This window comes from Sphingobacterium sp. UBA7249, from assembly GCF_002472835.1.
Taxonomy (GTDB): Bacteria; Bacteroidota; Bacteroidia; order Sphingobacteriales; family Sphingobacteriaceae; genus Sphingobacterium; species Sphingobacterium prati.
On sequence record NZ_DKST01000012.1, the window covers coordinates 247,549 to 263,237 of the forward strand.

16 protein-coding genes are annotated in these 15,689 nt (G+C 38.4%); 10 read left to right on the forward strand and 6 right to left on the reverse strand.

The window, feature by feature from the left end:
* Positions 1 to 44: 44 nt before the first annotated feature.
* The 5 genes from argC to B4A24_RS08955 all read left to right on the forward strand — a co-directional run bounded on the left by argC (position 45) and on the right by B4A24_RS08955 (position 4,688).
* Positions 45 to 1,058: an N-acetyl-gamma-glutamyl-phosphate reductase gene (gene argC / locus B4A24_RS08935; protein ID WP_293944419.1), complete on the forward strand. Its 1,014-nt coding sequence runs from the start codon at positions 45 to 47 to the stop codon at positions 1,056 to 1,058.
* A gap of 570 nt (positions 1,059 to 1,628) precedes the next feature.
* Complete coding sequence (locus tag B4A24_RS08940) at positions 1,629 to 2,240, forward strand: hypothetical protein (RefSeq protein WP_293944420.1); 612 nt, start codon at positions 1,629 to 1,631, stop codon at positions 2,238 to 2,240.
* A gap of 14 nt (positions 2,241 to 2,254) precedes the next feature.
* Positions 2,255 to 2,521, forward strand: a complete 267-nt coding sequence (locus B4A24_RS08945; protein ID WP_293944421.1) for an AAA family ATPase — start codon at positions 2,255 to 2,257, stop codon at positions 2,519 to 2,521.
* 164 nt (positions 2,522 to 2,685) lie between these two features.
* Positions 2,686 to 2,985 carry an AAA family ATPase gene (locus B4A24_RS08950; RefSeq protein WP_293944422.1) on the forward strand — a complete coding sequence of 100 codons (300 nt, stop codon included), beginning with the start codon at positions 2,686 to 2,688 and terminating at the stop codon, positions 2,983 to 2,985.
* A 407-nt stretch (positions 2,986 to 3,392) separates the two neighbouring features.
* Positions 3,393 to 4,688 carry a DUF3472 domain-containing protein gene (locus B4A24_RS08955; protein ID WP_293944423.1) on the forward strand — a complete coding sequence of 432 codons (1,296 nt, stop codon included), beginning with the start codon at positions 3,393 to 3,395 and terminating at the stop codon, positions 4,686 to 4,688.
* A gap of 93 nt (positions 4,689 to 4,781) precedes the next feature.
* Here the strand turns inward: B4A24_RS08955 and B4A24_RS08960 are convergent, their stop codons facing one another.
* Positions 4,782 to 5,621 (reverse strand): hypothetical protein, encoded by an 840-nt coding sequence (locus B4A24_RS08960; protein ID WP_293944424.1) that lies wholly within the window; start codon positions 5,619 to 5,621, stop codon positions 4,782 to 4,784.
* A 304-nt stretch (positions 5,622 to 5,925) separates the two neighbouring features.
* Here B4A24_RS08960 and B4A24_RS08965 point away from each other — a divergent pair, with 304 nt between their 5' ends.
* From B4A24_RS08965 to B4A24_RS08980, 4 genes are read left to right on the forward strand one after another with little or no spacing between them, the layout of a single operon-like run.
* Positions 5,926 to 6,441, forward strand: a complete 516-nt coding sequence (locus B4A24_RS08965) for an RNA polymerase sigma factor (RefSeq protein ID WP_293944425.1) — start codon at positions 5,926 to 5,928, stop codon at positions 6,439 to 6,441.
* Positions 6,442 to 6,482: 41 nt separating this feature from the next.
* Entirely contained in the window at positions 6,483 to 7,172 is a 690-nt protein-coding gene (locus B4A24_RS08970) for a hypothetical protein (RefSeq protein ID WP_293944426.1), read from the forward strand.
* Positions 7,173 to 7,178: 6 nt separating this feature from the next.
* Complete coding sequence (locus B4A24_RS08975; protein WP_172392240.1) at positions 7,179 to 7,670, forward strand: DUF4252 domain-containing protein; 492 nt, start codon at positions 7,179 to 7,181, stop codon at positions 7,668 to 7,670.
* A gap of 6 nt (positions 7,671 to 7,676) precedes the next feature.
* Positions 7,677 to 8,255 carry a DUF4252 domain-containing protein gene (locus B4A24_RS08980; RefSeq protein WP_293944427.1) on the forward strand — a complete coding sequence of 193 codons (579 nt, stop codon included), beginning with the start codon at positions 7,677 to 7,679 and terminating at the stop codon, positions 8,253 to 8,255.
* Positions 8,256 to 8,348: 93 nt separating this feature from the next.
* Here B4A24_RS08980 and hemL read toward each other — a convergent pair whose 3' ends face one another.
* The 5 genes from hemL to B4A24_RS09005 form a co-directional block, all read right to left on the reverse strand.
* The gene (gene hemL / locus B4A24_RS08985; protein WP_293944428.1) at positions 8,349 to 9,659 is read right to left on the reverse strand and encodes a glutamate-1-semialdehyde 2,1-aminomutase; all 1,311 of its coding nucleotides are present in this window, start codon (positions 9,657 to 9,659) and stop codon (positions 8,349 to 8,351) included.
* A gap of 125 nt (positions 9,660 to 9,784) precedes the next feature.
* On the reverse strand, positions 9,785 to 10,759 hold the full coding sequence (gene hemB, locus B4A24_RS08990) for a porphobilinogen synthase (protein WP_293944429.1): 975 nt from the start codon (positions 10,757 to 10,759) through the stop codon (positions 9,785 to 9,787).
* A 108-nt stretch (positions 10,760 to 10,867) separates the two neighbouring features.
* Entirely contained in the window at positions 10,868 to 12,454 is a 1,587-nt protein-coding gene (gene hemC, locus B4A24_RS08995; protein ID WP_293944430.1) for a hydroxymethylbilane synthase, read from the reverse strand.
* Positions 12,455 to 12,703: 249 nt separating this feature from the next.
* Positions 12,704 to 13,945 (reverse strand): glutamyl-tRNA reductase, encoded by a 1,242-nt coding sequence (hemA, locus tag B4A24_RS09000; protein WP_293944431.1) that lies wholly within the window; start codon positions 13,943 to 13,945, stop codon positions 12,704 to 12,706.
* Positions 13,946 to 14,164: 219 nt separating this feature from the next.
* On the reverse strand, positions 14,165 to 15,004 hold the full coding sequence (locus B4A24_RS09005; protein WP_293944432.1) for a hypothetical protein: 840 nt from the start codon (positions 15,002 to 15,004) through the stop codon (positions 14,165 to 14,167).
* A 251-nt stretch (positions 15,005 to 15,255) separates the two neighbouring features.
* Between B4A24_RS09005 and B4A24_RS09010 the strand changes: the two genes are divergently transcribed.
* Positions 15,256 to 15,654: a hypothetical protein gene (locus B4A24_RS09010; RefSeq protein ID WP_293944433.1), complete on the forward strand. Its 399-nt coding sequence runs from the start codon at positions 15,256 to 15,258 to the stop codon at positions 15,652 to 15,654.
* Positions 15,655 to 15,689 lie beyond the last annotated feature (35 nt).

Sequence of the window (15,689 nt, forward strand, 5' to 3'; positions counted from 1 at the left end):
CGGGATAGGGGGTAAACTCACACCAAACAATAAATTAAAAAAAAATGATAAGAGTAGGCATAGTTGGTTCAGCAGGGTATACAGGTGGCGAATTATTGCGCGTTTTGATCTACCATCCTGAGGTGGAGATTATATTCGCCAATAGTGCTTCCAACGCTGGAAACAAATTATATGAAGTACACAATGATTTATTCGGAGATACTGAGCTGACCTTCTCTTCTGATTTTCATTCCGATATTGATGCATTGTTTTTATGCGTTGGGCATGGCGATGCACGCAAATTTTTGGATGCGAATCCTGTTGCGGCATCTGTGAAGATTATTGATCTTTCGCAAGATTATCGTCTTCGCGCAAATACCGCTTATCAAGGACAGCAATTTGTATATGGACTTCCGGAGTTAAACAAAGAAGCGATTAAGACGGCACAATATATTGCTAATCCAGGCTGCTTTGCGACAAATATACAATTGGCTTTATTGCCACTTGCAAGTGAAGGTCTATTGCCGGATCAGATCCATGTCAATGCAACGACCGGATCAACCGGAGCAGGGCAGAAACCGGGGGCGACCACACACTTCTCTTGGCGTAACAACAATCTTTCAGCTTATAAATCTTTTGAGCATCAACATTTGCAGGAGATTTCAGAATCGCTGGATCAGCTGCAAAAAGGCTTTTTGCCTGCTTCTGAGGGTTCACTGTTGCAACGAGCTGCGGAGAAAATAAATTTTGTTCCACAACGCGGAGATTTTGCTCGGGGAATATTCTCTGCAATTTATGTAGAATCTGATTTGACAGAAGAACAGGCTTATGAATTGTATGAAGATTATTATGCTACACATCCATTTACCCATGTCAGCCGTGCAAATATTGATCTCAAACAAGTGGTCAATACCAATAAAAGCATTATGCACATTGAGAAACATGGTAATAAGCTACTGATCTTAAATGCTACAGACAACCTGTTGAAAGGTGCATCTGGGCAAGCCGTACAAAATATGAATTTGATGTTCGGTCTGGACGAACGTGCAGGGTTGAATCTGAAAAGTGTTGGTTTTTAATTTCCTTTCAAGGTAATAAACATCGCTATTAACAAGTTGTGCATAACTCAGCTGTATGACTTGTCGATCAAATAAGGTTATCAACATAGTTGTTAACACTGTGTGGAAAAGTGAAGAGCAAGGTTCTTCACTTTTTTTATGAAAGATCGGACAATTTACGGGGTCATCGCACATAGTTTAGAAAAATAGCAATTGCTACATATAAATAAGCAATTGCTATTTTTTTAATATCATTCTATTTTTATAAAATATAAGCTTCTTTTTAATATAAATAAAGCGCTTTTTAAAAAATATAAATGTATTTATTATAGAAATAAGACCATATTTTATATGTATCAGTTTATAATTAGGGATAATAATATGCTATTGGAAAAGCAGCAATTTATTGCTATTTAATAGAATGTTATATTTTATAATAAGCAGATGATTAGTATAAAATATGAAAGGGTATTATTAAATAATAAACTGATAAATTAAAAATATCGAGTTATAAATTTCCATTTTTATGGAACACTGCTTAACTTTAAGTGTAGGATAAACCAATTTTTGTAAACCAAAACTACAGACTTAATGAAAAAAGCGATTGTACGATCGCATAATGCCAATGCTTTAAGCGTCCGCGATTATGCAGCACAAATTGTGAAATCAATGCGTGAGGAAAAAACGCTGTTTCCCGATCCTTATCCATCTCTTGATGAAATTGAAAAATTAATCGATCGTCTTACCAATGAAATAGCAGACGCTATGTATCGGGATAAATTGGCGGTTGCTATTCGTGATGACACACGGGATGAGTTGCTCGGTCAGATCCGTTTGTTGTCCTATTATGTAAACCGTATAGCTCAGGGGGATGAAGTGATTATCTTGGGAGCGGGATTTCTCCCGTCTAAAGATCGGGATAATAGTGCGGATATTCCGTCTGTCGAATCTTTCAATGTGAAAGCCGAGATCGGTAGCGGCGGTGTAAAACTAAGCCTGAAAGCGTGGCGGAGAGCGAAGACATACCGCTATGAATACCGTAAAAAGAATGTCAACCAAGATTGGACCATTGTGTTGAGCACGCGATCACGTTGTACGATCTCTGAACTCGATGTGCGAGAAGAGTATGAGTTTCGTGTATGTTACGTAGGGGCAAAGGGTAATTCGCCTTATTCAAACGTATTGCGCTCGTATGTGTATTAAATGTTATCATTTCTATGTACTACATTCATTCTATAAAAAATGCAAAGCCCATTGACGATCGAATTGCCTATCCATTCAATATTGCTTCGATACAGAATTTGGATAAATTACGATTTAGAGCTCCAGTAACCTTTATCATAGGTGAGAATGGTTCCGGAAAATCTACTCTGGTGGAGGCTATTGCTATTAATACTGGGTTTAATCCAGAAGGAGGAACCAAGAACTTTAATTTTCATACGAAAGACTCCCATTCTGTACTTTTTAAAGACTGCAGGTCATAAGAACAGCTTTCCGTGAAAATGATGGTTTTTTCTTACGGGCCGAGAGCTTTTATAATGTAGCTACCGAAGTTGATATCGTATTTGAAGATGATCCAAAAGCACTGGAGACAGCCTACGGAGGCTCATTACATGAATGCTCTCATGGGGAAAGTTTTCTGAATTTGATGTATAACCGCTTTTCGGGACGAGGGCTGTATCTGCTTGATGAGCCTGAATCGGCGCTTTCCATCAATAGCCAATTTCGGCTGCTAACGAGGATGAATCAATTGGTGAATAATAAATCCCAATTTATTATTGCGACCCATTCGCCAATTTTGCTGGCCTATCCAGATGCAGAGATTTATTCCGTATCTCAATTTGGATTGCAACAGGTGGATTATGAAGAAACAGAGCAATTTAAACTCTATAAGTATTTTTTGAACAATTACCAGAAGATGGTTGCCGAACTCGGTTTGAATGAATAGCTTTCAATTAAAGAAAGTAGCCTTGCTATTTTTCTTTATTTTATTTGAAATTCACATGGCGCTACGCTAATATCTTTCATGAATCTTTTTAATAGGTTAAATAACGGGTTGATTATCGCTGCTTTTTTACACAATCGATTGATATACATTTCCTTTCTTTTTCTTTTGATCTATGCCTTATCTTCATGAAATAATGCAGTTTTCAAGAACTGATATAAATCTTACATCACTATTAAAGTGAATTAAAACGGATAGGTAGACCACAACTCGATTTCCATAGGTGATAATCTGGAAGGCGTTTTGAAATCTCCGAATGAAACGGAAGTTTGGGACCCCGGCATGCTGTTGACAGCTAAAGGGAGTATAAATGCCTTTGGTGTTAGATAATTGATGAAAAAAATTAAAATATGAAAAGAAAACACTTTATCCAGTACCTCTTTATGGGGGCCTTATCCTGTCTGTCAATAGGGAGTAGCGCGCAGACAGTTGGGCAGACCTATGCAGTCCCACTAGCGGGCAATGCTTTTATTACAGCGGGACAGGCTGGCACTGCGGAGATTTCTGGTCGCAATGGTCTTGTCAAATGGTCCAGCGATAAAGAAGTAGCATCGGTTTATTTTAGGGCGCAAAAGGCTGGGAAATTGCTGTTGAAGCTAAAAGCTAAAAGTGAAGGTAACGGTAAATCTAAAATTGAAATCGCTGCATTGGGGAAAAAGGCTATTGTGGATGTCGAAGGGGCTGAACTGTCGGAAACTGCTCCCTTATTAATTGATGTAAAGACTCCAGGTTATGTACAGGTCAACCTAAAAGGAATCAGTAAATCGGGAAGTAATTTTGCCAATGTTACGGATTTGCTTGTCAGTGGTGATGCTGCATCGGATGGACCTATTTACTCCAATAATCCTGAATACTACTATTGGTCTAGAAGGGGCCCTTCCTGCCATCTAAATTATACAGTACCTACCGAGGGCAATGTCAGTTACTACTATAATGAGGTGACTGTCCCAAAAGGCGAAGATAAAGTTGGGTCATATTTTATGGCGAACGGTTTTGGCGAAGGCTATTTCGGTATACAGGTAAATTCAGAAACGGAGCGGCGGATCTTATTTTCCGTTTGGAGCCCCTTTCATACAGATGATCCGAAAAGCATTCCGGACGAGCAAAAAATCCATTTGCTAAAAAAAGGGGAAGATGTGCAGACTGGTGAATTCGGCAATGAAGGGTCTGGAGGACAGAGTTATCGTAAATACTTTTGGAAAGCGGGTGTAACCTACAAGTTTCTCTTGAAAGGCGTACCGGATGGAAAAGGAAACACGGACTATACAGCTTGGTTTTTTGTGCCGGAGGAAAATGCCTGGAATGTAATCGCAAGCTTCAAACGGCCGCAAACGAATACTTACCTGAAACGCTTCCACAGTTTCTTGGAGAATTTTATGCCACAACAAGGTTATTTGGGTAGACAGGTGGATTTTGGCAATCAGTGGGTTTATGATGGACAATGGAAAGCTGTGCAATCCGCGTCGTTCAGTGTTGATAATACTTATCGCGCCAATCAGCGTATTGATGCCATCGGTGGTACAACTAAAAATGGATATTTTCTTAGAAATGGCGGTTTCTTTAATGAAATTGTTAAGCCTGGAAGTAAGTTTGAGTTTGTTAATAAAAACAGCGCCCCAAAAATTGATTTTGATAAATTGCCTTAATGGCTAAATATGTCCCTGAAAGCAGGATATGTAGTATGAAAAACAAAAGAGTCGCATTTCAGTGCGACTCTTTTTTATTATGTTATGACCTATTTATTTCTCAACGAGTTTGATATCTCGTTCTATAGATATGTTATCTCCTGTAATGGCATTGCCTTCTTTATCGACCAACGTTAATTTTATCTTATTATTTCCCATTGGCAAACCTTTGATTTCATAAGGACTCCATTTATCCAATGTAAATGTCTGTCCATTGATATCTGCGGTAATCTTATTTCCGTCTGGAGCAATACTGGTGTTGACTAAATAGAAATCCAGGAGTAAATTTTTCGTTTCATCGCCTTTGTATTCGCCTTTTGGACGGGAGTAAAATAGAGATGGTTCTTTGGGAGTTGGCTCCTGTGTCAATTTTCCTGTGGCATCTATTTTGAATTTGATCAATTTTGAAGCTTCACTTGTTTTAATGGATTCGTGGTAAGACCGCGACAAAAATGAAAGTAAATAGTGCTCCGAATTTAAAGCCAAAGTAACGGAGTGTTCAGGTTTATATAATGCTGTATAGGGCTTATTATCCAGAATAAAGTGGATATGTTGTCCATCATGCGAGTTGGCCATGTGAGCAGCATGCGCATCTTCTGTCATTTCCGTCAGCTTGAAGTTCTTTACATCATATTTCACGGTGACTTTTGCAGAGTCTGCGCCTACTTTTTCTGCAGTTATGGACGCAATCTCGAGGTTTGCCCCGGGAAATTGTTTTGAATCTGCAATTGGGCTGACAGAAATAGAATCCATTTTTTGTGCAGTAATCGTATCGGTGTCACCCATGGAATCAGTATGGTCAGCACCTTTATTGGACGAATTATTACACCCCACAACAACCCCTATCAAAAATGCTATTGCAGCAGTAATGCCTGTAATTCTGTAGTACTTCATAATTTTCTTTATTTAAATTTTGCCGTTCAGTATCTTAGAATAACAACAGTTCAGCCTATTTTGTTTGTAATAATGCTAAAACAACTAACCAGTTTGTGAGCAAGCGGTACATAAACAAGAATAATCCCTGTTTATATGCTTTCTCAACACGAAAGAGTAACGTGTTTAATAACCTGTTATTTGAATAAATGAATATTTTAAAAAAATATTCATATTAGATGTAATGAATCATCAAGTTGAAATGTCTTGATTATGTGACGAAGGTATAGAAGGGATGCGGGCTAGTTACTACTAAATACTAAAAATGAACCAAGAACAATTTAAAAATACCGTTTTCGTCCATAAGGATAAGCTATTTCGCTTTGCGAAACGGATCTTGGTTGATGACGATGAGGCCTTTGATGCTGTGCAGAATGTCATGATGCGGTTGTGGAAATTGAAAGATCAGCTACATCGGTATAAAAATGTCGAAGCTTTCTGTATGCAAAGTGTAAAAAATGAAGCGTTGAACCGGATTAAAAGAGATAAAGTGAGAGCAGACTACGTTGATCAATATCAAGTAGTTTCGATGACGGAGAATACGGTTGGAAATACCAAAGAAATTATTCTGGAGATGATCAATTCCCTTCCTGAAAAACAACGTCTGGTTATGCATCTGCGCGATGTGGAAGATTATGATATTGATGAAATCGTTGAAGTATTGGATATGGGTGAGTCGGCAGTTAGAGTCAATTTAATGCGTGCAAGACAGAAGGTAAAAGAGCAGTTGACAAAGTTATTCGATTATGAAAGAACGCGAGTTTATTTAGATAAAAAATAGATCCTGTAGTTTCATAATTAGACAAAATAAGATAGGTGGTGATGAAAGATAAAAAATTAAAGGAATTAGAAGAGAAGTACTTTAATGGCCAGTCGTCGTTAGAGGAAGAAGGCGAGTTGAAAAACTCGGATCATGTTTTTTTTCAAACATTGAATCAAGAAAAGAATGTTAAAATGGACTGGTCCTTTGATGACTTCGAAAGTCAGATCAATGCGGATAAAAAGCTTATTGTACGGTGGAAATATAGCTGGGTGAAATATGCGGCAGCAGCGGTTCTTTTAATGACCATTGGAATCGCACTATTCCTGAACCAGGAGTCAACGATCGAGGAGCCGGTGCTCGTAGAAAAGAACATGAAAGATTTAAAACCTGCGAAAAATAAGTCTATCGAACATCAAAATACGGAAGCAGCGAATCCCAATCCTAATGATAGGATATTGTCAGATGGAAGTCGGAAGGCAATGCAAACAGCAGAAACTTTCAAACGTCCAAAAATTAAAAAACAAGCCAAAGATTGGACAGCGAAGAAGGAAGTAGTGATTGAAAATTTGGAATCAGCCACAGGACAGGCTTATCGAGAAGATTATGTTGTCTTAAACGGTAAACCAGTTGCGAACGAAGAGGAAGCTGTTGAATTGACGCTGAAGTCTCTGGGCCTTTTGGCAAATAATTTGGAAAATGGTGTAGATAAAGCAATGAATATAAAACAAATGTCAATAACGATTAACTAAAATAATATGAAAGGTTTTTTAATAGTTTGCCTTCTACTTGTAGCAAGTATGGCAAATGCACAAATTTCTAAATTGGATAAGCTTTTTGAACAATATCAAGGAAAGAAAGGTGTAACGACACTTAAAATCGGAGCACCTATGTTCAAGCTGTTGGGTAACTTAAAAATTGATGATGAGGATATGCAGAAAATTACGCCTTTACTCAAAAACGTAAAATCCTTGCGGATGCTGATCGTCGAGGATGGCGAGGACAAAAATTTGACTTCAGTCATTCGGAGTGCAGTCTCCAATCTCAAGTATGAGGAATTGATGACCCTTAATAGTGATGGTGAGGATATCCGTTTTCTGGTTGAAAATATATCCGCAAATTCTGATATTCTCAATAATTTGCTTTTGACAATCAATGGTGATGGACAAAACTTGTTCATGATTTTGGATGGAGCTATTCCGTTGAAGGAAGTGACTGGTTTGGTGAACGAAAATAACAATAAAAAGTAAAGCATTATGAAAAGATTACTAACATTGTTATGCCTAATTGGAGTGCTTTCTTCATTGCAGTCCTGTATGATTAGAAAAGGATCCAATATGGATTACGTGAGAGGATCCAATATTTCAAATAACGCGGAGATTGTTGCCATAAATTTGCCGATGTGGTTAACGAAACCGTTTATCAAAAAAGCATTAAAGGATGATAACGACGAGGAATCACGAGCGATGGCTGCAATCGTCAAAAAATTGAAAAAATTCAGGATGATGACATTATCAAATAATGATCAGGAAAAAAATGCATTGATTTTGGAGGATTACCACAAGTACCTAAAAAAGAATAAATTTGAGGAATTACTGGTAATCAACAGTGAGGGGGAGGAGATATCAGTTAATGCACGCATTGACAAAGATAATGTGATCAGCAGGGTTTCACTTTTGGTACATGACGAAGGCGATGAAAGCGTATTTATGGATATAAAAGGTAAATTTTCACTGGATGAACTTATTCAGGGATTGAATAAAATAAAATCGAAGGATAAAAAGTTATCCACTAAATTGGCTGATACCAATAGTGTAATTCAACAGGGACTTTAAGGCAGGCAACAATCCCCCGATCCAACTAAATAAAAATTCCCTAAAAACAGAGATAGTTTTTAGGGAATTTTCTTATTACTTGTTTCGTTTATTTTATGACTGAAAGACGATGTCCAACGCGTCAAAAATGTGTGTTTTTACAGTATTTAAATCCGTGTCGGTATGTGCAGCTGAAACGAAGCCCACTTCATAACCCGATGGTCCGAAATAGACGCCTCTATTTAGGAGTTCGCGGTGCATAATCTTATATGATTCCATTGAGGCCGGATCAATTTCACTGGCTTTTTTGATATCTTTTTGCTCAGTAAATGCAAACCAGAAAATAGACGCAACATGGAATAATTGTACTTGATAACCTTTTTCTGCGATATAAGTACGAATATCTTGAACAAATGCTGCGGTTTTAGCATTTAAGTTTGTATAAAAATCCTTTTGTGCCAATACAGTCAACGCTGCTATACCTGCTGCCATGGCTACAGGATTTCCTGATAATGTCCCGGCTTGATAAACAGCGCCATCAGGTGATATACAAGCCATAAGCTCTTTGGATGCTCCATAGGCTCCCACGGGCATTCCGCCACCTATGATCTTACCATATGTGATAATATCAGGCTGGATTTCATAGTAAGCTGAAGCTCCCTCAAAACCAACACGGAATCCGGTGATTACCTCATCCATGATCAGCATGCTGCCATGTTCTTTGGTGATATCACGCAAGAAATGCATGTATTCTTTTGATTGCATCAACAGCCCATTATTAGCCGGAATCCCCTCGATGATTACGGCGGCAATTTGATCTTTAAATTCAGCAAAAGCAGCTCGTAGTGCGTCTTTGTCATTTAATTCAATGACAATTGTTTCATCCGCAAAAGCTTTAGGTACACCGGCAGAAGATGTTTCTCCAAATGTCACCAAGCCAGATCCAGCTTTTACTAAAAGCGAATCCGAATGCCCATGGTAACAGCCGTCAAATTTGATAATCTTATCGCGTTTGGTATATCCTCTTGCCAAACGGATTGCAGACATCACGGCCTCTGTTCCCGAACTGACAAAGCGGATTTTCTCGATATATTTATTGTTTTCAATAATCAATTCAGCCAGTTGGTTTTCTAGAGCAGTAGGCGCTCCAAAACTCAATCCTTTACCGAGCTGTGCGGAAACGGCCTGGCGAACCTGGTCGTTATTATGCCCCAGAATCAGGGGACCCCATGAACAGCAGAAATCGATGAATTCATTGCCATCAGCATCCCAAAGGCGTGCTTTATCACCACGTTCAATAAATAATGGAGTCCCATATACGGATTTAAATGCCCGAACAGGAGAATTCACGCCACCGGGGAAATATTGTTTTGCCTTTTCGAATAATTCAGCAGATTTTGCTCTTGAAATATCAGGTGTTTGCATTGTCAAATTGAAAAGTAAAAATTATCTAAAGATGAGCTCGCTATTGCTCGTTAAAAAGTAGAAAAAAGAGACACTTGTGAGCCGCAGGCTTCCACGGCCATAATCTAAATACTCTTATCTCAATACTAAATACTAATATATCCTTTTTCCAAAACTTCTTTGGAATGGTATGATAAAATTGCTGTTGCGCCTGCACGTCTGAAACTTAATAAAGTTTCCAAGATGACGCGTTCATCTAACCATCCATTTTGAATAGCAGCTTTTAACATCGCATATTCACCACTGACGTTATACACCGCGATCGGGAGATCAAAATTATCAGCGAGAAGTTTCACAATATCTAAATAGGGAAGCCCCGGTTTGACCATCAGGAAATCTGCTCCTTCTTGTGCATCTAAGTGTGCCTCGATAAGTGCCTCCTTCGCATTTGCTGGATTCATTTGATAGGTTTTCTTATCCCCATGTTTTGGAGCTGAGCCAAGGGCATCTCTGAATGGTCCATAATACGCCGATGCATATTTAGCGGTATAAGACATTAGAGATACGTTTGTGAAACCATTTTGATCCAACAGCTCACGGATATAACCAATGCGTCCGTCCATCATATCTGATGGTGCGATAATATCGGCCCCGGATTGAGCGTGTGCGAGCGCCATCTTGCCCAATACTTCCAATGTTTCGTCGTTTAGGATCTCGCCATTCTCGACAATTCCATCGTGACCATCGCTGCTGTAAGGATCCATTGCTACATCTGTAACAACACAAGCTTCTGGAAAATTTTTCTTTACGGCTTCAATGGCACGTAAATATAAACTTCCATCACGGTAACTCTCCGTGGCATACTTATCCTTCAATGACTCTTCGATATTGGGAAAAAGATCAAATGAGCGTAAGCCTAATTTAAGGCAGCTTTCCACTTCTTTCAATAAATTGTCTATTGAATAGCGATAGATACCTGGCATTGATTTAACCTCAGTTTTTTGATTTTGGCCATCTACGATAAAAAGTGGAAAAATCAAATTTGACGCGTCTAAACGTGTCTCTTGAATCATGTCGCGAATCACGGCAGATTTACGATTTCTTCTCGGACGTTGTAACATTTATATTTAATTTATTTATGATCGAGTGATTTCGTATTGATCAATCACAAAGGTTGCAAATTCGTTTGCAAACATCTCAATACGCAATACTAACTATGCAATACAATTTTAATATTCCAGGCCAAAAACAGCTTCTGAGAGACCGATCTCGTCTGGGGAATATGGAAGTGTATAAGGAACATTCATCTCATCAAACTTCGCCCCGGTTGAACGGCCTATACAAATGACCTTTTGCCCTGGTTCTAAAAGATTGTCAGCAAAATAAGCTTCAACATTACTTGGGCTCGTAAATACCAGCACTTCTGCATTGGATGGGTCTACGTCCTCTTCCAATACGGTTTCGTAGACAGGAATATTAATGATTTTTGTCTCTGGACTTAACGCTTTCTGAATAGTCTCCAGTGATTCCTTGGCACGTGGAATAAGTACCGTTCCGCCATTTGCTAGTTCGGCAAATTTCTTGGCGATTTCGTCCATGTTAATGCCTTCGCTATCACCAGAAAAATCAGCTACGCGATCGTACTTGCGTAATATTTCTTCTGATCCGCGCCCGATAACACCTATTTTGGTCTTTTTACTTAATCGAGGCTCTAGATTGAAGAAGTGCTCAATCCCGTTTTTGCTTGAAAATATGATCCAATCCACATGTTTCAGGATAAAAGGGTCCAGCTTATTGATGATCGGAAATATTTTGATCAATGAACGGCCTTCGATTGAAATGTTATGTTTGGCCATCGCACGGGCGAAGTAAGAATTTTCGTCTACTTCTCTGGAAATAAAGACAGATTGTGGCAACTTACGGTCTTTGGCATACTTGTTAAAAATACGTTCAGCCAACTGGATCGGATCAGTATCTCTCAAGTATACGCGATCAGGAAAGTCTTCGCTGGTATCAGCAATGGAAGCCCAGGCCTCATATTCATCACCGCTTTTGCGGCAATAACATCCTAATGGTGCGTGACATCCGGCATCAAATTTATTCAATACAAGACGTTCTACAGCAATGGTTTTCGCTACTTCGTCGTTATTAAGCGGTTGTAACGCTTCAAACAGTTCCTTGTCGACTTGACGAATCTGAATAGCTAATACGCCTTGAGCCGGAGCGGGAATAATTTCGACAGGCGGAATTTCTTCAACATGAAAATCTGTGATATCCATCTCAATACGGCTGATACCAGCTTTTGCCAGCACAATAGCATCGTATTGTTCATCTCGCAGCTTTTGCATTCTTGTTTGGAGATTACCCCTTAGATCGTCGAATTCCAGGTCTGGACGCAATGCAGATATCTGTGCCTTTCTGCGATTAGAAGATGTTCCGACAGTTGCATTATGTTTTAAGGACAGACGTTTCTTGATATCTACGCAATCCTTGTGGATAATCAATAATTCGGAGGGATCCTCCCGTTCGGAAACTGCCGCAATAATCAATCCCGGCGGATTTATTGTAGGTAAATCTTTATGTGAGTGTACCGCTAAATCAATGGCCCCATTTAATAATTCCTCCTCAAGCTCTTTGGTGAAAAATCCCTTACCTTCCAATTTATCCAAACGGAGATGTTGAATAATATCACCTTGAGTTTTGATGACTTTTAACTCTGCTTCTATACCAATTTCCTGTAATCGGTCTTTCACAAAATTTGCCTGCCACATTGCAAGAACACTTCCCCGGGTGCCAATAATTAGTTTTCTATTCACGTTATTTTACTTTACCTATTAAAATGTGTTTAATACCATTTATCGAAGCAAAAATAAATAAATAGGTGGAATATGTTGACACGTTACTGTCATTATCTATAGGGAAATGATTGATAAGCCGAAAATTAGAATAGGGAAGGGACGCTTTGAAAGAAGCGTAATTGCATAGAATCGCCACTTTTGGGCGTATGTCAGAAAAGCAGGAAATCTGTTTTTTTGCCAAGCAATGATTGCGACGATATACTGCAGTTAGTTTTTTTCGGTCTCCGGTGTTTTAACCAAAATCTCTTTCGCCATAACCATTGGAACTTTGATGTATTTCTTTTCCATATAGTTGATGACTTTTTCCAAGACCTCCCTTGCTTCAGGTGTCAACGCTTGTACTTCTTGAGCAAAGACTTCGTTTAAAGCAAAAGACTTGATTTCTTTGATCTTTTCAGGAACTTCACGCATAGCAACCTCTACACGTCGTTGTTTGATCAGTGGTAAAAATTCTTGAATATTGTCCTGGATGATTTTTTCTGCACTGTCCAATTCATTATAACGTTCTTGGATATTTTTCTCGGCAATAGCTTGTAAGCTACTGACTTCGATGTAATGAATCGGGTTGTTTTTAATGACTTCAGCATCAATATCATTTGGGACAGCCAAATCGATGATGATTTTCTTGTCTGTTTCACCGTTTAATAGTGATTGATACAAGGAATTGTCAATGATTGATGTTGGTGCACCCGTACAGGTAATCAGAATATCGAAGCCCTCTTTGTATGCGCCGATTTCAGCAAGAGGATGAGCCTCCGCATTTAACTCTTCTGCTAATGCCTTTGCGTTTTCAAGTGTACGGTTAAATACAATAAACTTGGCTTTTTGATTTTTCTGGAAATATTTTGCTAAGTTTTGATTCGTTTCTCCTGATCCGATAATGAGAATTCTAGGGTTTTCAACCAACTTTAATTCACGCAATTTACGGTATGCAAGGGAGACTACAGAAATCGGATTTCTGGAAATTTTTGTATAGGTATACACTTCTTTTGCAGTCTTTACAAGCCGATCCATCATTAAACGAAGGAAGTCACCTGTAAAACCTGCTTCTCTACAGCGGTCATAAGCTCTACGTACCTGCGCCAAAATTTCTTTCTCGCCCACAACAAGGCTTTCGAGTGAACAGGACATACGAAGCAAATGATGTAAAGCATCCATTCCTTCATATTTGTTGACCTGACCCAAATAACACTGGAGTCGCTCTTGCGGAACACAGAAATTTAATTTTCCCATAAATTCCGCAATAAATTCGTTGGTCAATTCATGAGCACCATAAAATACAAACTCTACCCGGTTACAAGTACCAATGTAAAAGATCTCCGGAATATCCAGGCTGTGTTTTAAGCTAATGAGGCGACTTTCTAAATCCTCATTGCAGATCACTAGATTGCCTAGATCTTTTAATTCGACATGTTTATGAGTAAACGCTAATACTTTAAGATTTTTCAAAGCTCTAATCCCTCGCTTATATTTAACGGTACAAATGTAGCTTAAATGCTTTGTGCTTGTGTCAAAAATCTGTCAAACGCATTAATTTAGAAAGATTTTAAATAGCTGTATTTTTAGATTAAGTTGTTGATTTTTAGTATTTTAAATATTGCTATGAAATTGAATGATTTTCATCACACAGCTATGTGATGAAAATTTCCACTTCTTGAAGGTATCAAACTATTCATTATTGCTTGTATTTGTTTGTGCTGAGTCTACAGTGATATCTTCAAGTTCTTCCACATAAGGAACTTCTTCAGTAGTGGTCGCTTCCTGAATTTCACTGTCAGTATATTGATAATAGTTGTCAAAAGTCTTTGTTCCTTTATTGTAAATCAAAGCATATTTAGAACTTTTGTTTTTGATAATAATCCCGTCAGCTGGGGCGGGCACTAATTTCATCTCATCCATAAAGATCTTTTGTCCCTTTTTAAAGCTATTGATCAAAGGGAGTTCACTAGAATACTCTTTCCAGAATAGAATATCTCCTTTTGCTGATATAATCCAGATGGCACTACTTTGATAGTCATTTTTTTCCACTAAAAAAGCCATTTCTTTATTCCACTTGTCCGCATCACGACGATCAGTAAAATTACCGTAACAGAATACTGATTTTGCACGGTCCTTTATACGGGTAAATTTATAGATGGGTTTATCACCTGAAGGTTCCAGATAATTATTTCCCATAAAGATTTTCGTAATGCCCCTGCGGTAGCGTAAAGGAATATTATCATATTCTGGTATCGTGAATATCGCATTGTTCCAATAACGATATTCGTCTAGACTAGACCAGCCATCGGCATCTTCGAGATCCTTTGGGTCAGCACCGTCTAAGCTCGCAAGAGCAGTGGCCGTACTGTCGACCGCTAAGGTGTCGAGAGCCTGTTTCTGTGAATAATTATAATATCCGCCAGCAGCCACTATAGCTAGAAGGACGATACCAACGATGATATAGACATTTTTCTTTTTCTTCGGCTGTGTTGTTTGCTCTGTAGCAATTTCTTCAGACTCTCTTTTCATGTTCCAATATATGGCTTAAAATTAAAATCAATTTTCAAGTAATGATTCTTTTAAATACCTTTTATAACCCAATTTTGAAGTGATCAATTTGATTCAATTTCAAATAATCTTTTGGATTATTGTTATTTGTCCAGAACGCTATACGAGAATTTCGTTTTAAAATTAGAACAAATTTCCAAAAAATGAAATACAAGTTATATATGTGGCGATATTCAACTTATATTCGTATCAATTTTAAAGTAATTTGAACCATGGTCATCATCAGGAAGTATTTTGCCATTGTTGGACTAATCATTTGTTTTTTGTCCAGTATGACACCATTTTTAAAGGTTCCCATTAAGGGAAACTGGAATCTCTATCAGGTGGACGCCTATCTATTTTTTATTACCATGCTGATTCTGGGAATAACAGCATTGTTATTTTTTGTTCGTGCGGTACGCGCCTATCAATGGATGACCAGATTGGCCGCATGCTGGTATCTTTTAAGTATTGCTGCTGTATGGTTTAAAATCAACAGCTATTTTGGTTGGGGATTCGCTGACAAATTGCTATCCAAATCGCTGCACATGCGCTGGGGATGGATTGTCTATTTAATTGGTATCCTGCTGTTGCTATTGAGCACGAAGAAAGTTGTATCGACAAGCGAGTAGTGGATATGAAAACGAGTCTTGTGCAAAAAATAAGC